Here is an 18,640-nt window from a genome sequence, read left to right on the forward strand (position 1 = left end):
CAGGATCACTATGCCGGCTTCATTCGTTCATCTACGCCTGCACACTGAATACTCCCTGGTCGACGGGCTGGTGCGGATCAAGCCGCTGGTCAAGGCCCTGACCGGCATGGGCATGCCGGCCGTTGCGGTTACCGACCAGAACAACATGTGTTCGCTGGTCAAATTCTATAAAAACACCATGGGCGCCGGGATCAAGCCGATCTGCGGCGCCGACCTGTGGCTGTCGAACAAGGATCCCGATGGTCCGCTGAGCCGTATCAGCTTGCTGGTCATGAACGCCCTGGGCTATCGCAACCTGACCGAGCTGATTTCCCGTGGCTTCATCGAGGGTCAGCGCAACGGCATGATCATTATCGAGCGCGAATGGGTCGCCGAGGCCAACGAAGGCCTGATCATGCTGTCCGCCGCGAAAGAAGGCGAGATCGGCATGGCCATGATCGGCGGCAACCCCGCCGAGGCCGAGGCCCTCACGCGCGAATGGATGGCGGTGTTCCCGGATCGTTTCTATCTGGAGATCCAGCGCACCAACCGTCCGAATGACGAAGAGCAATTGCACGGCGCCGTGGCGCTGGCCGACAAGCTCGGTGCACCGCTGGTCGCGACCAACGATGTGCGCTTCATCAAGCAGGAAGACTTCGCCGCCCACGAAACCCGCGTCTGCATCGGTGAGGGCCGCGCCCTCGACGATCCGCGTCGTTCGAAAAACTACAGCGACCAGCAGTACCTGAAAAGCGCCGAGGAAATGGCCGAGCTGTTCAGTGACCTGCCGGATGCGGTGGAAAACACCGTCGAGATCGCCAAGCGCTGCAACATCGACGTGAAGCTGGGCAAGCACTTCCTGCCCGACTATCCGATTCCCGATGGCATGACCATCGATGAGTATTTCCGCAAGGTGTCGTTCGACGGTCTGGAAGACCGCCTCAGCGTGCTGCTGCCCAAGGACACCACCGAGGATTACGAGGCCAAGCGTCAGGTCTACGTTGATCGGCTGAATTTCGAGCTGGATATCATCATCCAGATGGGGTTCCCCGGTTACTTCCTGATCGTGATGGACTTTATCCAGTGGGCCAAGAACAACGGCGTGCCGGTGGGGCCTGGCCGGGGGTCGGGTGCCGGATCGCTGGTGGCCTATGTACAGAAGATCACCGACCTCGACCCGCTGGAATATGACCTGCTGTTCGAACGTTTCCTCAACCCGGAACGGGTATCGATGCCCGACTTCGACGTCGACTTCTGCATGGATGGTCGCGACCGGGTAATCGACTATGTGGCCGAAAAATACGGCCGCAACGCGGTGAGCCAGATCATCACCTTCGGTTCCATGGCGGCCAAGGCTGTGGTGCGGGACGTGGCGCGGGCCCAGGGCAAGTCGTTCGGTCTGGCGGATCGTCTGTCGAAGATGATCCCGTTCGAAGTCGGCATGACCCTGGAAAAAGCCTACGAACAGGAAGAAATCCTGCGCGACTTCATCAAGGTCGATGAAGAAGCGGCGGAAATCTGGGAGATGGCGCGCAAGCTCGAAGGCGTGGTGCGTAACGTCGGTAAACACGCCGGTGGTGTAGTTATCGCGCCGACCAAGCTGACCGACTTCTCGCCGATTTATTGCGACGAGGCCGGCGACGGTCTGGTGACCCAGTTCGACAAGGACGACGTCGAGGCGGCTGGTCTGGTGAAGTTCGACTTCCTCGGTCTGCGGACCCTGACGATCATCGACTGGGCGCTGAAGACCATCAACCGTGACCGCGCCAAGGTCAACGAACCACCGCTGGACATCGCGTTCATCCCGCTGGATGACAAGCCGACTTATCAGCTGCTGCAAAAAGCTGAAACCACCGCGGTGTTCCAGCTTGAATCCCGCGGCATGAAAGAGCTGATCAAAAAGCTCAAGCCCGACTGCCTCGAAGACCTTATCGCACTGGTGGCCCTGTTCCGTCCGGGCCCGCTGCAGTCCGGCATGGTGGATGACTTCATCAACCGTAAGCACGGTCGCGCGGAGCTGGCGTATCCGCACCCGGATTACCAGTACGAAGGCCTGCAGCCGGTACTGGCGCCGACCTACGGCATCATCCTGTATCAGGAACAGGTGATGCAGATTGCCCAGGTCATGGCCGGTTACACCCTCGGTGGTGCGGACATGCTGCGACGGGCGATGGGTAAGAAGAAACCCGAGGAAATGGCCAAGCAGCGCGGCGGTTTCATTGAAGGTTGTGCGTCGAACAATATCGACGCGGATCTTGCCGGTAACATTTTCGACCTGGTGGAGAAATTCGCCGGTTACGGCTTCAACAAATCCCACTCCGCCGCCTACGGCCTGGTGTCGTACCAGACTGCATGGCTGAAGGCTCACTACCCGGCGCCGTTCATGGCCGCAGTGCTGTCGGCGGATATGCACAACACCGACAAGGTCGTGACCTTGATCGAGGAAGTGCGCACGATGAAGCTGCGCCTCGACGCGCCTGACGTGAACACCTCGGAGTTCAAGTTTACGGTGAACGACGAGGGCCGCATCGTGTACGGTCTGGGCGCGATCAAAGGCGTCGGCGAAGGCCCGGTGGAAGCAATCACCGAAGCCCGTCAAGCTGGACCGTTCAAGGATCTGTTCGACTTCTGCGCCCGGGTTGACCTTAAACGTATCAACAAGCGCACGCTGGACGGTCTGATCCGCAGCGGCGCGCTTGATCGTCTCGGCCCGTATTTCCATGACGAGCAAAAGGCTTATCAGGCCAACATCGACCGCAACCGCGCGGTACTGCTGGCGGCGATGGAAGAGGCGATCAAGTCGGCCGAGCAGACTGCCCGTACCCGTGACAGCGGCCATGCCGACCTGTTCGGCGGGCTGTTCGTGGAGGAAGATGCGGACGTTTACGCGCTGCATCGCAAGGCCAAGGAACTGACGCTCAAGGAACGCCTGAAGGGTGAAAAAGACACCCTCGGCCTGTACCTGACCGGTCACCCGATCGATGAATACGAGGGTGAAATCCGCCGTTTCGCCCGCCAGCGGATCATCGACCTGAAACCGGCCCGGGACACCCAGACCGTGGCGGGGATGATCATTGCGCTGCGGGTGATGAAGAACAAAAAGGGCGACAAGATGGGCTTCATCACCCTCGACGACCGCTCCGGGCGGATCGAGGCATCGTTGTTCGCCGATGCGTTCCACTCCGCGCAATCGCTGCTGCAGACCGATGCGATGGTGGTGGTCGAAGGCGAGGTCAGCAACGATGACTTCTCCGGCGGCCTGCGCCTGCGGGTCAAGCGGGTGATGAGCATGGAGGATGCGCGCACCAACCTGGCCGAGAGCCTGCGCCTGAAATTGCAGACCCAGGACCTGAAAGGCGATCAGCTACGCTGGTTGGGTGATTTGCTCAAGCGTCATCGCGGGGCGTGCCCGATAACCATGGAGTACACCAGTCCCGATGCGAAGACCTTGCTGCAGTTTGGCGAGACCTGGCGGATCGACCCGGCGGATGCCTTGATTCAAGCCCTGCGTGACCAGTTCGGGCGAGACAACGTCTTCCTCCAATACCGTTGACCGGCAGGTGGTATCGAACCGCTTGCCCGCAACCTGAATTTTTAATCTCGACCTTAGCGCGCCTCTCCCTTAAGGTAGGGCGCGAATAGACAACCGGCCGGCCCAAGCTCACTTGGGACACGACCCTAGACGGACGCCTATGAACCCGAATTTTCTAGATTTCGAACAGCCGATCGCCGACCTGCAAGCCAAGATCGAAGAGTTGCGCTTGGTCGGTAATGACAATTCGCTGAATATCGGCGATGAGATCTCCCGCCTGCAGGACAAGAGCAAAACGCTCACCGAAGACATTTTCGGCAAGCTGACCAGCTGGCAGATCGCACGTCTGGCGCGTCACCCGAAACGTCCATACACCCTGGACTACATCGAGCACATCTTCACCGAGTTCGACGAGCTGCACGGTGACCGTCACTTCTCCGACGACGCGGCCATTGTGGGCGGCGTGGCACGTCTGGAAGACCAGCCAGTGATGGTGATCGGTCACCAGAAGGGCCGTGAAGTGCGCGAAAAGGTACGCCGCAACTTCGGCATGCCGCGCCCGGAAGGCTACCGCAAGGCTTGCCGCCTGATGGAAATGGCCGAGCGTTTCAAAATGCCGATCCTGACTTTCATCGACACCCCGGGCGCCTACCCAGGTATCGACGCTGAAGAGCGCAACCAGAGCGAAGCGATTGCCTGGAACCTGCGCGTCATGGCACGCCTGAAAACCCCGATCATCGCCACCGTAATTGGTGAAGGTGGTTCCGGCGGCGCACTGGCGATCGGTGTCTGCGATCAGTTGAACATGCTGCAGTACTCGACCTACGCGGTGATCTCGCCGGAAGGCTGCGCTTCGATTCTGTGGAAAACCGCAGAAAAGGCGCCGGATGCCGCTGAAGCGATGGGCATCACTGCTGAGCGTCTGAAAGGCCTGGGCATTGTCGACAAAGTGATTGGCGAGCCTCTGGGCGGCGCCCACCGCGATCCGGCGGCTGCGGCGGCATCGATCCGTGCCGAGCTTAGCTCGCAACTGGCGATGCTGAAGAAGTTCGACAACGAAGCGCTGCTCAAGCGTCGTTACGATCGTCTGATGAGCTACGGTCTCTGATCGAAAGCCGTTTTGGCTGACAATGCAAAACACTGTGGGAGCGGGCTTGCCCGCGAATGCGATGTAACATTCAACGACTGTGTTGGCTGTTTCACCGCTTTCGCGAGCAAGCCCGCTCCCACATTTGGTTTGTGAAAAGGTAGAAAAATGGGTCAGCCGTCGATTGATTTGCCTTCCAGACTTCTGCGCAATCTCAAGCCCTGGCTCAATGCGGCCCATTGGCGCATCGCCTTCTCGGGTGGCCTCGACTCCACCGTCCTGTTGCACCTTCTGGCAACTCTCGCCAAAACCGAATCCCTTCCGGCGCTGAGCGCCATCCATGTCCATCATGGCCTTCAGGCTGTGGCCGACGCATGGCCGGCGCATTGTCAGGCTGTCTGCGATGAACTGTCGGTGCCGTTGCAAGTGATGCGTGTGCAGGTGCAGCCCGGGGCGAGTCAGGAGCGGGCGGCACGGGATGCCCGTTATGCAGCGTTCAGTGCGGCGACTCAGGTCAACGACGTGTTATTGACCGGGCAACATCGTGACGATCAGGCCGAAACGCTGCTGTTTCGTATGTTGCGCGGCGCCGGGGTCCGAGGGCTGTCCGGTATGCCCGTTCAGCGCGCGCTGGGGCAGGGTTATCTGGTTCGGCCGTTGCTCGACGTCACGCGTGCCGAGCTGGAAACTTATGCGCAGGATCATGGCCTGCGCTGGGTAGAGGATCCGTCGAATCAGGATCGACAGTTTTCGCGCAATTACCTGCGCCATCAGGTCATGCCGCTGCTGGCTGGTCGCTGGCCGCAGGCTCACGCCAGCATGGCCCGCAGTGCGGCACATTTGCGTGAGGCGCAAGGCTTGCTCGATGAGCTGGCGCAAATTGATCTGGCTCAAGCGACGTTATCCGTTGATTTCGAGTGGTTGGGATTGCCATCACTGGCGTCTGTGGCCATCGACAGGTTGTCCGAAGCCCGTCAGCGAAATGCACTCAGTCACTGGCTGGAACCACTCACCCTACTGCCGGATACCGACCATTGGTCGGGTTGGGCGGATCTACGCGATGCCGGCATCGGTGCTTCTCCGGTCTGGCGTCTGGCGGATGGCGAGCTGCACCGCAGCGTCGGTCGCCTGTGGTGGCTCAGCGGGCAATGGTTGCGCGCGCCGGTGGTCAGCGGCGACTGGCATGACCCGTCGCTGGCGCTACGCTTGCCCGGTAACGGGCGTGTCATGTTCAGCGGTCAGGCTCCCGCAGGGCCGCTGCGCATCCGCTATCGGCAGGGCGGCGAGGTGATGCATCTGGCGGATCGCGGTCACCGCGATCTCAAGCGCCTGCTCAATGAGCGCGCGGTGCCGGGCTTCGTGCGTGGCAGATTGCCGCTGCTGTTTCGCGGTGAAGAATTGCTCGCCGTGGCGAACCTGCCGGGGCTTGATGGCAACGTGCAGGAAGGCTGGCGATTGCATTGGGTGCCTTTTGATGAAGATCAAGGTTTGAGCTGAAGGGGGCATTCCGGTAGACTACGCTCCCTTCTTGATACAACTTCTGTGGATTCGCCTGAATTGCAGGAGTTGCCGATTACCAAGCAGTCTTTGCTGGGCGATTCCAAAAAATGTGTAGCGAGCAACGTACCGGTGTTTTCACTTCCGGTCTGTCCCAACGCGGCGGTTTTTTTGAAAGGTGCACTGTGATTAATGCAGGTGATCGGGGGCTTCGGCCTTCCTTCGCTTTCCCCGGCGGCTCGGACCGCTTTAACGCAGACTTCTAGGGTTTTTCATGACGCGCTACATATTCGTCACGGGCGGTGTTGTTTCTTCTTTGGGGAAAGGCATTGCATCGGCTTCATTGGCGGCCATCCTGGAGGCGCGGGGGCTTAAGGTCACCATGCTGAAGCTGGATCCGTACATCAACGTCGACCCGGGCACCATGAGCCCGTTCCAGCACGGTGAAGTGTTCGTCACCCACGACGGCGCCGAGACCGACCTGGACCTGGGCCACTACGAGCGGTTCATCCGCACGACCATGACCCAGAACAACAACTTCACCACCGGCCGTGTCTACGAGCACGTGCTGCGCAAAGAGCGCCGTGGTGACTACCTGGGTGCAACCATCCAGGTGATTCCGCACATCACCGACGAAATCAAGCGTCGCATCATCAAGGGCGCCGGCGATGCCGACGTGGCCCTGGTTGAAATCGGCGGTACCGTTGGCGACATCGAATCGCAACCGTTCCTCGAAGCCATCCGCCAGCTGCGTGTGGAAGTCGGTTCCAAGCGCGCGATGCTGATGCACCTGACTCTGGTTCCGTACATCGCCACCGCTGGCGAGACCAAGACCAAGCCGACCCAGCACTCCGTGAAGGAACTGCGTTCGATCGGCCTGCAGCCAGACGTGCTGATCTGCCGCTCCGACCATCCGGTGGATGTGTCGTCGCGTCGCAAGATCGCGCTGTTCACCAACGTTGAAGAGCGTGCGGTGATCTCCCTGGAAGACGTCGACACCATCTACAAGATCCCGGCCGTGCTGCACGCCCAGGGTCTGGACGATTTCGTCGTCGAGCGTTTCGGCCTGCAATGCAATGGCGCCGACCTCTCCGAGTGGGAAAAGGTTGTCGATGCCAAGCTCAATCCAGAGCACGAAGTCACCATCGCGATGGTCGGCAAGTACATGGAGTTGCTGGACGCCTACAAATCGCTGATCGAAGCGATGAGTCACGCCGGCATCACCAACCGCACCAAGGTCAACCTGCGCTACATCGATTCCGAAGACATCGAGAACCAGGGCACCGCGCTGCTGGAAGGCGTCGACGCGATCCTCGTACCGGGCGGCTTCGGTCTACGTGGCGTGGAAGGCAAGATCACTGCCGTTCAATACGCTCGTGAAAACAAGGTTCCATACCTGGGCATCTGCCTGGGCATGCAAGTGGCGGTCATCGAGTTCGCCCGTAACGTGCTGGGCTGGAAAGACGCCAACTCCACCGAGTTCGATCGTGCCAGCGGCCATCCGGTTGTCGGCCTGATCACTGAGTGGGAAGACGCCACCGGTGCTGTCGAAGTGCGTACCGAAGCGTCCGATCTGGGCGGCACCATGCGCCTCGGCGCTCAGGAATGCCTGCTCGAAGCCGGCTCCAAGGTGCACGACTGCTACGGCAAGGATGTGATTGTCGAGCGTCACCGTCACCGTTACGAAGTGAACAACAACCTGCTGCCGCAGATCATCGAGGCCGGCCTGAAGATTTCCGGTCGCTCCGCTGATGCTGCGCTGGTTGAAGTGGTCGAAGCACCGGATCACCCATGGTTCGTCGCTTGCCAGTTCCACCCAGAGTTCACCTCGACGCCACGCGATGGCCATCCGCTGTTCAGCGGCTTCGTCAAAGCGGCATTGGCTCAACACCAGAAGAAGGCGTAACCCCGATGGCACAGAAGATCATCCGCGTCGGCGACATCGAGATTGCCAACGACAAACCCATGGTGCTGTTCGGCGGCATGAACGTGCTGGAAAGCCGTGACATGGCCATGCAGGTTTGCGAAGAGTACGTGAAGGTCACTGAAAAACTCGGTATCCCTTACGTGTTCAAGGCCAGCTTCGACAAGGCCAACCGTTCTTCTGTGACCTCCTATCGTGGTCCTGGCCTGGAAGAGGGCATGCGCATCTTCCAGGACATCAAACAAGCCTTCGGCGTGCCGATCATCACCGACGTCCACGAGCCTGAGCAGGCCGCGGTCGTCGCTGAGGTCTGCGACATCATCCAGCTGCCGGCCTTCCTGTCGCGCCAGACCGATCTGGTCGTCGCGATGGCCAAGACCAACGCTGTGATCAACATCAAGAAAGCCCAGTTCCTCGCGCCTCAGGAAATGAAACACATCCTGAACAAATGCGTGGAAGCGGGTAACGATCAATTGATCCTCTGCGAGCGCGGTTCGAGCTTCGGCTACAACAACCTCGTGGTCGACATGCTCGGCTTCGGCATCATGAAGCAGTTCGAGTACCCGGTATTCTTCGACGTGACCCACTCGCTGCAAATGCCAGGTGGTCGTTCCGACTCCGCCGGCGGTCGCCGCGCCCAGGTCACTGACCTTGCCAAGGCTGGCATGTCCCAGTCGCTGGCGGGGCTGTTCCTCGAAGCGCATCCGGACCCGGACAACGCCAAATGCGACGGCCCTTGCGCCTTGCGTCTGGACAAACTGGAGCCATTCCTGGCCCAGCTCAAAGCCCTGGACGAACTGGTGAAGAGTTTTCCGACGGTAGAAACCGCGTAAACCTCAATTCTCCGGTAAAGTACCGCACGATTTGTCGCTCATGCCCTCGGGTATGAGCGTTGTCGTCTGCAAGCTGCCCGCTGCACAACACTTGCCGACGGTCAAAAGATTTCCTCTAGCTGCGTCGTTTTCGTCAACTTTGGAGTGTTTACAACAATGGCAAAAATCGTCGACATCAAAGGTCGTGAAGTTCTCGACTCCCGTGGCAATCCCACCGTGGAAGCGGACGTGCTTCTCGACAACGGCATCATCGGCAGCGCTTGCGCGCCGTCCGGTGCATCCACTGGCTCGCGTGAAGCGCTCGAGCTGCGTGATGGCGACAAGAGCCGTTACCTGGGCAAGGGCGTGCTCAAGGCGGTAGCCAACATCAACGGTCCGATCCGCGATCTGCTGCTGGGCACCGACCCAAGCGACCAGAAAGCCCTGGATCACGCGATGATCAAGCTCGACGGTACCGAAAACAAAGCGACCCTGGGCGCCAACGCCATCCTCGCCGTGTCCCTGGCTGCGGCCAAGGCAGCTGCACAGGATCAGGACCTGCCGCTGTACGCACACATCGCCAACCTGAACGGTACCCCGGGTGTGTACTCGATGCCGGTTCCGATGATGAACATCATCAACGGTGGCGAACACGCCGACAACAACGTCGACATCCAGGAATTCATGGTTCAGCCGGTTGGCGCCAAGTCTTTCTCGGAAGGTCTGCGCATGGGCACCGAGATTTTCCATCACCTGAAAGCTGTTCTGAAGGCCCGTGGCCTGAGCACTGCTGTCGGTGACGAAGGTGGTTTCGCGCCGAACCTGGCGTCCAACGAAGACGCACTGAAAGTGATCTCCGAAGCTGTTGCCAACGCCGGTTACAAGCTGGGCACCGACGTGACCCTGGCTCTGGACTGCGCGGCCAGCGAATTCTTCGAAGACGGCAAGTACAACCTGTCCGGCGAAGGCCAGGTGTTCACCGCTGAAGGTTTCGCCGACTACCTGAAAGGCCTGACCGAGCGTTACCCGATCATCTCGATCGAAGACGGTCTGGACGAATCCGACTGGGCTGGCTGGAAGATCCTCACCGACAAAATCGGCGAGAAGACCCAGCTGGTTGGCGACGACCTGTTCGTGACCAACACCAAGATCCTGAAAGAAGGCATCGATAAAAAGATCGCCAACTCGATCCTGATCAAGTTCAACCAGATCGGCACCCTGACCGAAACCCTGGAAGCCATCCAGATGGCCAAGGCTGCCGGTTACACCGCCGTGATCTCGCACCGTTCGGGCGAAACCGAAGATTCGACCATTGCCGACCTGGCGGTGGGTACTTCGGCTGGCCAGATCAAGACCGGTTCGCTGTGCCGTTCCGACCGCGTTTCCAAGTACAACCAACTGCTGCGTATCGAAGAGCAGTTGAATGGCAAAGCCAAGTACAACGGTCGCTCCGAGTTCCGCGGCTGAGCAGTAAATGATAGAAAGACACCGGATTGTGTCGGAAAAGTCGTGACAGCGATGGATTTGCCACTAATCTGATGCCTTATATGCACAAGCCTGGATATTCCAGGCTTCGTGCTATCAGATGCTTCAAAGTTTTGGCGTGGCTGTCTTTTTTCACTGGATACCTGATATTCGATGCGCAGTCCTTACTGGTTGTTTCTCGTCTTGCTCTTGCTGCTGGCCGGTCTGCAGTACCGCCTGTGGGTGGGCAATGGCAGTCTGGCGCAAGTTGCCGAACTGAATCAGCAGATTGCTGATCAGCACGCCGAGAACGAAGCCCTGCTGGAGCGCAACCGGGTGATGGACGCTGAAGTCAGCGAATTGAAGAAAGGCATGGAGACCGTTGAAGAGCGGGCTCGTCACGAACTGGGCATGGTCAAGGACGGCGAAACCCTTTACCAGTTGGCCCAATGATCGATTCCCTGCCGGCCTTCTGGGCCGTGATTCCTGCCGCGGGCGTCGGTGCCCGTATGGCCGCGGACCGTCCCAAGCAATATCTGCAACTGGGCGGGCGCACTATTCTCGAACACAGCCTCGGCTGTTTCCTCGATCACCCGAGCCTCAAGGGGCTGGTGGTCAGTCTTGCTGTCGACGACCCTTACTGGCCGAACCTGGCTTGCGTCAGCGACCCGCGGATTCAGCGGGTTGATGGTGGCGCCGAGCGTTCCGGCTCGGTGCTCAACGCCTTGCTTCATCTGCACGCGCAAGGTGCCGACGATGAGGATTGGGTGCTGGTGCACGATGCGGCACGGCCCAATCTGAGCCGTGACGATCTCGATAAACTGCTGGCTGAGCTGGCGAACGATCCGGTCGGTGGCTTGCTGGCCGTACCCGCGCGCGACACCCTGAAGCGGGTCGACAAGCACGGTCGTGTGGTCGAAACCGTTGATCGCAGTGTGATCTGGCAGGCTTACACGCCGCAGATGTTCCGTCTCGGAGCACTGCACCGCGCACTGGCGGACAGTCTGGTGGCCGATGCGCTGATCACCGATGAAGCCTCGGCGATGGAGTGGGCGGGCATGGCACCGCGCCTGATCGAAGGTCGTGCGGATAACCTGAAAGTCACCCGCCCGGAAGACCTCGAATGGTTGCGCCAGCGCTGGGCCAACCGTCGTTAAATCCGATACTCAGGCCGCTCGGCCAAGCCTTCCTTGAGAAAATCCACCAGTTTGCGCACCTTGGGCGACAAGTGTCGCTGCTGCGGATACAGTGCCCACACCGCCGTATTCGGCGGTTGATGCGCCTCCAGTAGCGAAATCAGCGCACCGTTGTGCAGATGCTCCAGCACGTAATAGTCCGGCAACTGACACAGCCCGACGCCTTGTAGCGCCGCATCCAGCACCGCTTGCCCACTGTTGCACCGCCAGTTTCCCTGTACCCGCTGGGAAAATTCCCGCCCGTTCTGTTCCAACTGCCAGATATCCGAGCTGCCGATCAGGCAGTTGTGTCGGCTCAGTTCCGACAAGCTGTGTGGCCGACCGTACCGTTCCAGGTAGGACGGCGATGCACAGAGGTACATGCGACGCGGGGCCAGTCGGGTCGCCACCAACCGGGAATCCTGAAGGCGCCCGAGGCGAATCGCCAGGTCCAGGCCTTCGTGCACCAGATCGAGTTGCCGATTGGTCAGTTCGATATCGATGCGCAATTGCGGGTAATGCCCCATGAACCGGGTCACCAGCGGCACAATGAAGCGCTCGCCATAAGCCACGGCACAGGTCATGCGCAGCATGCCTTTGGGCTCGCTCGTCAGATCACCGACCGCACGCAATGCTTCTTCGCGGCCGTCCTGCAGGCGCTGGCAATGTTGCAGGAAGGTCTGGCCGGCTTCGGTAAGCGTGACGCGCCGGGTGCTGCGATAGAGCAGTCGTGTCTGCAAACGCTCTTCCAGCCGTACGATTTGGCGACTGATGTGCGAGGAGGAAACGCCCAGACGTTCGGCAGCAGCGGTGAACTGGCTGCATTCGGCAACGGCGACGAACTCATCGATGCCTTCCCAGCGGTTTTCGGACATGGGGATTATCCCTGTATGGCAATAATGTTTTGCTTTTGTCCGGATTATTCATCATGCAGCGCTGGACTACACTGCCTGTCTGGTTTTTTATTCAATGGATTCACTGGAGAGTCAGCATGATCAAGTCGCGCGCCGCCGTTGCCTTCGAGGCCAAGAAGCCGCTGGAAATCGTAGAAGTCGATGTTGCCATGCCTAAGGCCGGTGAAGTTTTGTTGCGCGTGGTGGCCTCCGGGGTTTGCCACACTGACGCCTACACCCTGTCCGGCGCTGACCCGGAAGGTATCTTCCCGTCGATCCTCGGTCACGAAGGTGGTGCCATCGTTGAAGCGATCGGTGAAGGCGTGACCTCGGTTGCCGTCGGCGACCACGTGATCCCGCTTTACACCCCGGAATGCGGCCAGTGCAAATTCTGCAAGTCGGGCAAGACCAACCTGTGCCAGGCGATTCGCGCCACCCAGGGCAAGGGCCTGATGCCGGACGGCACTTCGCGCTTTTCCTACAAGGGCCAAACGATTTTCCACTACATGGGTACTTCGACGTTCTCCGAATACACCGTGTTGCCGGAAATCTCCGTGGCCAAGATCTCCAAAGATGCACCGCTGGAAAAGGTCTGCCTGCTCGGTTGCGGCGTGACCACCGGTATCGGTGCAGTGATCAACACCGCCAAGGTCAAACCGGGTGACACCGTAGCCATCTTCGGTCTCGGCGGCATCGGTCTGTCGGCCGTGATTGGTGCGGTGAAAGCCAAGGCTTCGCGCATCATCGCCATCGACATCAACCCGGCCAAATTCGAAATCGCCAGGCAACTGGGCGCTACCGACTGCGTGAACCCGAAAGATTTCGATCGTCCGATCCAGGAAGTGATCGTCGACATGACCGATGGCGGCGTCGACTTCTCCTTCGAATGCATCGGCAACGTGCAACTGATGCGTGCGGCCCTCGAGTGCTGCCATAAAGGCTGGGGTGAGTCGGTCATCATCGGCGTGGCCGGTGCCGGCCAGGAAATCGCCACCCGTCCGTTCCAACTGGTGACCGGTCGCGTCTGGCGCGGTTCGGCGTTCGGCGGCGTGCGTGGCCGTACCGAGTTGCCAAGCTACGTCGACATGGCGCAAAGCGGCGAAATCCCGCTGGATACTTTCATCACCCATACCATGGGCCTGGAAGACATCAACAAAGCCTTCGACCTGATGCACGAAGGCAAGAGCATCCGCACCGTCATTCATTTCTGATCAATCGCGATGCCACGGCTGCCAATGTGCAGCCGTGGTTGCGTAGGAGTCCTACATGAGTCTGGAAAACATCTCCTGTCAGAAGAGTTTCGGCGGCTGGCACAAGCGCTATCGCCATCGCTCCGAAGTGCTGGGCTGCGACATGGTGTTCGCTGTGTATCTGCCGCCGCAGGCAGAGCAGGGCGGAAAGTTGCCGGTGCTGTACTGGTTGTCGGGCCTGACCTGCACGGACGAGAACTTCATGCAGAAGGCCGGCGCCATGCGCATGGCGGCCGAGCTCGGGCTGATCATCGTGGCACCGGACACCAGTCCGCGCGGCCCGGATGTACCGGGTGATCCTGACGGGGCCTGGGATTTCGGCCTCGGTGCCGGGTTTTATCTGAATGCCACGCAGGAACCGTGGTCGCGGCACTATCGGATGCATGACTACGTCGTGCAGGAATTGCCTTCACTGGTTGAAGCGCATTTCCCGGCGTCGGACAAGCGCAGCATCAGCGGCCATTCCATGGGCGGTCACGGTGCACTGGTCTGTGCGTTGCGCAATCCGGGGCGCTATCTGTCGGTGTCGGCGTTTTCACCGATCAACAATCCGATGGATTGCCCGTGGGGCCAGAAGGCATTCACCCGCTATCTGGGCGAAGACCGTTCGAAATGGCGCGAGTGGGATGCCTGTGCGCTGATCGCTGAAGCGGACGAGAAACTGCCACTGCTGGTCGATCAGGGTGATCGCGACGATTTCCTCGCCACCCAGCTAAAGCCGGAAGCGCTGCAACAAGCGGCAAAACAGGCGGGCCACCCGCTGACGTTGCGCCTGCAACCGGGCTACGACCACAGCTATTTCTTCATCGCCAGCTTCATAGACGACCACTTGCAGCATCACGCACGCGCTCTAGGCGCCTAATGCCTGACAAAGCAGGTAGAATCACGCCCTGACAAAATTCGGGGCGTTTTTTTATGCGTATTGGCCACGGCTATGATGTGCACCGTTTCGCTGAAGGCGATTTCATTACTCTGGGCGGCGTGCGAATTGCACACGGCTTCGGGCTGCTCGCTCACTCCGACGGTGACGTCCTGCTGCATGCCTTGAGCGATGCCTTGCTCGGCGCGGCGGCGCTGGGTGATATCGGCAAGCACTTCCCGGACACCGACCCGCAATTCAAGGGCGCCGACAGCCGTGTGCTGTTGCGTCATGTGGTCAGCCTGATCCACGCCAAAGGCTGGAAAGTCGGCAACGTCGACAACACCATCGTTGCCCAGGCACCGAAAATGGCCCCTCATATCGAATCGATGCGCGCGTTGATTGCCGCGGATCTGCAAGTAGAACTGGATCAAGTGAACGTGAAAGCCACCACCACCGAGAAGCTCGGCTTTGTCGGTCGCGAAGAAGGCATCGCCGTGCATTCCGTTGCCTTGTTGCTGCGCGCATGAACGAACTGCAACTGCTCGGCCCGCGGGCCTATGGCGACGCGCTCGGCACCGCGGTACTGAAAGCCATCGCCGAAGATTTTCAGGTCGATGAAGTCCTCGACATCCCGTTCAGCGGTGACGGCGAGCACCTGTGGATCTGGGTGGAAAAGCGCGGCCTGAACACCGAAGAAGCGGCACGCCGCATCGCCAAGGCGGCCGGTGTGCCGTTGCGTACGGTCAGCTATGCCGGCCTCAAAGACCGTCAGGCGCTGACTCGTCAGTGGTTCAGCGTGCAACTGCCGGGCAAGGCCGATCCGGATCTGTCGGCGGCGGAAAACGACACGCTGAAGATCCTCAAGACCACTCGTCACAAGCGCAAGCTGCAACGCGGCGCGCATTCGGCCAATGGTTTCACGCTGCGCCTGACCCAGTTCAATGGCGACAAGGCTGCCATCGATGAGCGTCTGCAACTGATTGCCAAACAAGGTATCCCGAACTATTTCGGCGCCCAGCGTTTTGGCCATGACGGCGGCAACGTGGTCGACGCTCGTTCATGGGCGGCGCGCAAGGCCCTGCCGGAGCAGCGCAATGTGCGTTCGCGCCTGCTGTCGACCGCTCGCAGCTTTCTATTCAACCAGGTGCTGGCGGCGCGGGTGGCTGACGGCACCTGGCAGCGCGCGCAGGTCGGCGATCTGCTGGCCTTCACCGACAGCCGCAGCTTTTTCCCGGCGGGTGTTGCCGAGTGCAGCGACCCGCGCCTGGCGATTCTCGACCTGCATCCGACCGGGCCGCAGTGGGGCGAAGGTGACTCACCGGCCGCCGGCGCTGTCCATGATCTGGAGCAGGCAATCGCCGCACGCGAGGCGGATCTGCGCGATTGGTTGATTAATGCCGGTATGAGCCACGAACGTCGTATCCTGCGGCTGCCCATTGGCGGGTTGACGTGGCATTATCCCGAGCCTGACATTCTGCAACTGGAATTCGTCCTCCCGGCCGGATGCTTCGCCACCGTATTGGTGCGCGAACTCGTTGATCTGGTGCCGGTGGGGCAGACGGACAGCCCATGCGTATTCTGATTTCTAACGACGATGGGGTAACCGCACCCGGTCTTGCCGCGCTTTATGCTGCGCTGGCGGATTACACGGAGTGTGTGGTTATCGCCCCGGAACAGGACAAGAGCGGTGCCAGCAGTTCGCTGACGCTGGACCGTCCGCTGCACCCGCAATACCTGGCCAACGGTTTCATCAGTCTCAACGGCACGCCGACCGACTGCGTGCACCTGGGGCTCAATGGTTTGCTGGAGCGCGAGCCGGACATGGTGGTTTCAGGCATCAACCTAGGCGCCAATCTGGGCGACGATGTGTTGTATTCCGGGACGGTGGCGGCGGCCCTTGAAGGCCGTTTTCTCGAACGCCCATCGTTTGCCTTCTCGCTAGCCTCCCGGCAGCTGGACAATCTGCCCACCGCTGCCTACTTTGCGCGCAAACTGGTCGAGGCCCACGCCGGGCTCGATCTGCCACCGCGCACGGTACTGAACGTGAACATTCCCAATCTGCCCATCGATCACATTCGCGGCATTCAGCTGACGCGCCTGGGGCATCGCGCCCGTGCGGCAGCGCCGATGAAAGTGGTCGATCCCCGTGGCAAGGCCGGTTACTGGATTGCCGCCGCCGGTGATGCTGAGGATGGCGGGCCGGGCACTGATTTCCATGCGGTGATGCAGGGTTACGTTTCCATCACTCCGTTGCAGCTCGATCGCACCTTCAATGATGCCTTCAGAAGTCTCGACGGCTGGCTGGAGGGGCTCAACTGATGGCTCGTGAACAAGACGACCGGTTGCGCAGCGGCATCGGGATGACCTCCCAGCGCACCCGTGAACGCCTGATTCAGCGTTTGTATGAAGAAGGACTGTCCAACGCGAACGTGCTGGAAGTGATCCGCCGCACGCCGCGTCATCTGTTTGTCGATGAAGCGCTGGCGCACCGGGCCTATGAAGACACCGCGCTGCCGATCGGCCACAACCAGACCATCTCCCAGCCTTATATGGTCGCGCGCATGAGCGAGCTGCTGCTCGAGGCGGGGCCGCTGGACAAGGTGCTTGAGATCGGCACCGGTTCCGGTTACCAGACCGCAGTGTTGTCGCAACTGGTCGAACGGGTGTTCTCCGTCGAGCGGATCAAGGTGCTGCAGGACCGGGCCAAGGAACGCCTGGTCGAGCTCAACCTGCGCAACGTGGTGTTCCGCTGGGGCGATGGCTGGGAAGGCTGGCCGGCACTGGCGCCGTACAACGGCATCATCGTTACGGCCGTTGCGACCGATGTGCCACAGGCCTTGCTCGATCAACTGGCACCTGGCGGTCGGCTGGTGATTCCGGTCGGCTCCGGAGAAGTGCAGCAATTGATGTTGATCGTGCGCGAAGAAAACGGCTTCTCCCGACACGTTCTCGGGGCGGTTCGCTTCGTGCCATTGCTCAACGGGCCACTGGCCTGAGCATTTGTTTGCCGGCGCTGAATTCCTTGCCAGAGCGCCTGTCTTACAGCGGCATCGATTGTTTAAACAGGATTTATCGTCCATGAGCAAACGTGTGCGTCGAGCGATATCGCTTCATTAAAGGTAAAGCCTGTTTCGCCCGTTATACTTGCGAAGTTACATGCCGGAATCGGCATTCCACATTTTTCAGCCACCACAAAGGGAGCGGCGGGTGAGTCTCACAGTCATTGCGCAGCGTATGGGTAACACGAGCTTTCAGCGCCTGGTGACTGGCCTTGTCTTGAGCACCTTGCTGGTCGGTTGCTCCAGCACCAAATCGAGCAACGTGCGGGTCGTTGATCGCAACAATGCGGTGGCCCAGCGTCCTACCGTAACGACCGGGCAATATGTAGTCCGTCCGGGCGACACGATGTTTTCGATCGCGTTTCGCTACGGCTGGGACTACAAAGCCCTCGCAGCCCGGAACAATATTCCTACGCCGTACACGATCCATCCGGGTCAGACGATTCGCTTCGACGGCCGCCCTGGTTCAACGCCGACCGCAGTGGTGAGCAACAGCGGTTCTGCGCCGTCTTCGTCGAGCAAAACCACGATAATCCGGCGCCAGGCAAATGGCACGACGACCACCACAACCACCGGTTCCGGGGCAGCTGCCACGACCGTTGTACCGTCCGTCGCCAACAAGCCGGCACCCGCTCCATTGCCTCCTCCGGGTCCGGCCCCGACCGGCTGGGGATGGCCATCTAATGGCATTCTGATTGGAAAATTCTCTTCAAACGGTAGTTTGAATAAAGGAATTGATATCGCCGGGGATTTGGGACAGCCTGTTTTAGCTGCGTCTGATGGGACGGTGGTTTACGCCGGGAGTGGCTTAAGGGGCTACGGCGAATTAGTCATCATCAAACACAGCGAAACCTACGTCAGTGCTTACGGACACAACCGTCGGCTGTTGGTACGGGAGGGGCAGCAGGTCAAAGTCGGACAGACAATTGCCGAAATGGGGTCAACGGGTACAGACCGGGTGAAACTGCATTTTGAGATTCGCCGACAAGGTAAACCTGTAGATCCGCTGCAGTTCCTGCCAAGACGTTGATTTGCAGACCAGCCTGTTCCGTCGCGTAGAGGGGACAGGCTCCAGCGTTGCCAAGGATAAAGGCGTCGCTTGAGCT

At 60.0% G+C, this 18,640-nt stretch carries 16 protein-coding genes; 15 read left to right on the forward strand and 1 reads right to left on the reverse strand.

The annotated features are described in order from the left end of the window. Positions 1–10: 10 nt before the first annotated feature. The 8 genes from dnaE (at position 11) to ispD (ending at position 11,452) form a co-directional block, all read left to right on the forward strand. Positions 11–3,532, forward strand: coding sequence for a DNA polymerase III subunit alpha (dnaE, locus tag ACW9HX_RS11465; protein WP_457380699.1), 3,522 nt, complete (start codon positions 11–13; stop codon positions 3,530–3,532). Positions 3,533–3,671: 139 nt separating this feature from the next. Further along, the gene (locus ACW9HX_RS11470; RefSeq protein ID WP_085748116.1) at positions 3,672–4,619 is read left to right on the forward strand and encodes an acetyl-CoA carboxylase carboxyltransferase subunit alpha; all 948 of its coding nucleotides are present in this window, start codon (positions 3,672–3,674) and stop codon (positions 4,617–4,619) included. A gap of 147 nt (positions 4,620–4,766) precedes the next feature. Continuing rightward, a complete protein-coding gene (gene tilS, locus ACW9HX_RS11475; RefSeq protein WP_457380700.1) occupies positions 4,767–6,095 on the forward strand; it encodes a tRNA lysidine(34) synthetase TilS in 1,329 nt (442 codons plus the stop codon). Positions 6,096–6,369: 274 nt separating this feature from the next. After that, positions 6,370–8,001, forward strand: coding sequence for a CTP synthase (locus tag ACW9HX_RS11480; RefSeq protein ID WP_003222153.1), 1,632 nt, complete (start codon positions 6,370–6,372; stop codon positions 7,999–8,001). A 5-nt stretch (positions 8,002–8,006) separates the two neighbouring features. Then, positions 8,007–8,852, forward strand: coding sequence for a 3-deoxy-8-phosphooctulonate synthase (kdsA, locus tag ACW9HX_RS11485; RefSeq protein ID WP_457380701.1), 846 nt, complete (start codon positions 8,007–8,009; stop codon positions 8,850–8,852). A 156-nt stretch (positions 8,853–9,008) separates the two neighbouring features. Beyond that, positions 9,009–10,298 carry a phosphopyruvate hydratase gene (gene eno / locus ACW9HX_RS11490; RefSeq protein ID WP_007954808.1) on the forward strand — a complete coding sequence of 430 codons (1,290 nt, stop codon included), beginning with the start codon at positions 9,009–9,011 and terminating at the stop codon, positions 10,296–10,298. Positions 10,299–10,469: 171 nt separating this feature from the next. After that, a complete protein-coding gene (gene ftsB, locus ACW9HX_RS11495) occupies positions 10,470–10,748 on the forward strand; it encodes a cell division protein FtsB (protein WP_003222158.1) in 279 nt (92 codons plus the stop codon). Beyond that, on the forward strand, positions 10,745–11,452 hold the full coding sequence (gene ispD, locus ACW9HX_RS11500; protein ID WP_457380702.1) for a 2-C-methyl-D-erythritol 4-phosphate cytidylyltransferase: 708 nt from the start codon (positions 10,745–10,747) through the stop codon (positions 11,450–11,452). Before ftsB ends, ispD begins: the two co-directional genes overlap by 4 nt. Here the strand turns inward: ispD and ACW9HX_RS11505 are convergent. Further along, positions 11,449–12,345 (reverse strand): LysR substrate-binding domain-containing protein, encoded by an 897-nt coding sequence (locus tag ACW9HX_RS11505; protein WP_457380703.1) that lies wholly within the window; start codon positions 12,343–12,345, stop codon positions 11,449–11,451. The two genes, ispD and ACW9HX_RS11505, sit on opposite strands and share 4 nt — an antisense overlap. A gap of 116 nt (positions 12,346–12,461) precedes the next feature. On the opposite strand from ACW9HX_RS11505, the gene ACW9HX_RS11510 reads away from it, so the two are divergent. The 7 genes from ACW9HX_RS11510 to ACW9HX_RS11540 all read left to right on the forward strand — a co-directional run bounded on the left by ACW9HX_RS11510 (position 12,462) and on the right by ACW9HX_RS11540 (position 18,564). Then, entirely contained in the window at positions 12,462–13,574 is a 1,113-nt protein-coding gene (locus tag ACW9HX_RS11510; protein ID WP_065259207.1) for an S-(hydroxymethyl)glutathione dehydrogenase/class III alcohol dehydrogenase, read from the forward strand. Between the two features lie 55 nt (positions 13,575–13,629). Continuing rightward, positions 13,630–14,475 carry an S-formylglutathione hydrolase gene (gene fghA / locus ACW9HX_RS11515; protein ID WP_457380704.1) on the forward strand — a complete coding sequence of 282 codons (846 nt, stop codon included), beginning with the start codon at positions 13,630–13,632 and terminating at the stop codon, positions 14,473–14,475. 53 nt (positions 14,476–14,528) lie between these two features. Then, positions 14,529–15,002, forward strand: coding sequence for a 2-C-methyl-D-erythritol 2,4-cyclodiphosphate synthase (gene ispF / locus ACW9HX_RS11520; protein WP_007954821.1), 474 nt, complete (start codon positions 14,529–14,531; stop codon positions 15,000–15,002). Next, the gene (truD, locus tag ACW9HX_RS11525; protein ID WP_085712855.1) at positions 14,999–16,057 is read left to right on the forward strand and encodes a tRNA pseudouridine(13) synthase TruD; all 1,059 of its coding nucleotides are present in this window, start codon (positions 14,999–15,001) and stop codon (positions 16,055–16,057) included. The genes ispF and truD overlap by 4 nt, the downstream gene beginning before the upstream one ends. Continuing rightward, positions 16,045–16,794 carry a 5'/3'-nucleotidase SurE gene (surE, locus tag ACW9HX_RS11530; RefSeq protein ID WP_457380705.1) on the forward strand — a complete coding sequence of 250 codons (750 nt, stop codon included), beginning with the start codon at positions 16,045–16,047 and terminating at the stop codon, positions 16,792–16,794. Before truD ends, surE begins: the two co-directional genes overlap by 13 nt. 41 nt (positions 16,795–16,835) lie before the next feature. After that, positions 16,836–17,471 carry a protein-L-isoaspartate(D-aspartate) O-methyltransferase gene (locus ACW9HX_RS11535; protein ID WP_173861377.1) on the forward strand — a complete coding sequence of 212 codons (636 nt, stop codon included), beginning with the start codon at positions 16,836–16,838 and terminating at the stop codon, positions 17,469–17,471. A gap of 211 nt (positions 17,472–17,682) precedes the next feature. Next, positions 17,683–18,564 (forward strand): peptidoglycan DD-metalloendopeptidase family protein, encoded by an 882-nt coding sequence (locus ACW9HX_RS11540; protein ID WP_457380706.1) that lies wholly within the window; start codon positions 17,683–17,685, stop codon positions 18,562–18,564. Positions 18,565–18,640: the final 76 nt, after the last annotated feature.

Source organism: Pseudomonas sp. SDO52101_S400 (assembly GCF_054071635.1).

Excerpts from the sequence above, each read along its gene's own strand:
- dnaE (WP_457380699.1), top strand. The coding sequence starts at position 11 with ATGCCGGCTTCATTCGTTCATCTACGCCTGCACACTGAATACTCCCTG.
- ACW9HX_RS11470 (WP_085748116.1), top strand. The coding sequence starts at position 3,672 with ATGAACCCGAATTTTCTAGATTTCGAACAGCCGATCGCCGACCTGCAA.
- tilS (WP_457380700.1), top strand. The coding sequence starts at position 4,767 with ATGGGTCAGCCGTCGATTGATTTGCCTTCCAGACTTCTGCGCAATCTC.
- ACW9HX_RS11480 (WP_003222153.1), top strand. The coding sequence starts at position 6,370 with ATGACGCGCTACATATTCGTCACGGGCGGTGTTGTTTCTTCTTTGGGG.
- kdsA (WP_457380701.1), top strand. The coding sequence starts at position 8,007 with ATGGCACAGAAGATCATCCGCGTCGGCGACATCGAGATTGCCAACGAC.
- eno (WP_007954808.1), top strand. The coding sequence starts at position 9,009 with ATGGCAAAAATCGTCGACATCAAAGGTCGTGAAGTTCTCGACTCCCGT.
- ftsB (WP_003222158.1), top strand. The coding sequence starts at position 10,470 with ATGCGCAGTCCTTACTGGTTGTTTCTCGTCTTGCTCTTGCTGCTGGCC.
- ispD (WP_457380702.1), top strand. The coding sequence starts at position 10,745 with ATGATCGATTCCCTGCCGGCCTTCTGGGCCGTGATTCCTGCCGCGGGC.
- ACW9HX_RS11505 (WP_457380703.1), bottom strand. The coding sequence starts at position 12,345 with ATGTCCGAAAACCGCTGGGAAGGCATCGATGAGTTCGTCGCCGTTGCC.
- ACW9HX_RS11510 (WP_065259207.1), top strand. The coding sequence starts at position 12,462 with ATGATCAAGTCGCGCGCCGCCGTTGCCTTCGAGGCCAAGAAGCCGCTG.
- fghA (WP_457380704.1), top strand. The coding sequence starts at position 13,630 with ATGAGTCTGGAAAACATCTCCTGTCAGAAGAGTTTCGGCGGCTGGCAC.
- ispF (WP_007954821.1), top strand. The coding sequence starts at position 14,529 with ATGCGTATTGGCCACGGCTATGATGTGCACCGTTTCGCTGAAGGCGAT.
- truD (WP_085712855.1), top strand. The coding sequence starts at position 14,999 with ATGAACGAACTGCAACTGCTCGGCCCGCGGGCCTATGGCGACGCGCTC.
- surE (WP_457380705.1), top strand. The coding sequence starts at position 16,045 with ATGCGTATTCTGATTTCTAACGACGATGGGGTAACCGCACCCGGTCTT.
- ACW9HX_RS11535 (WP_173861377.1), top strand. The coding sequence starts at position 16,836 with ATGACCTCCCAGCGCACCCGTGAACGCCTGATTCAGCGTTTGTATGAA.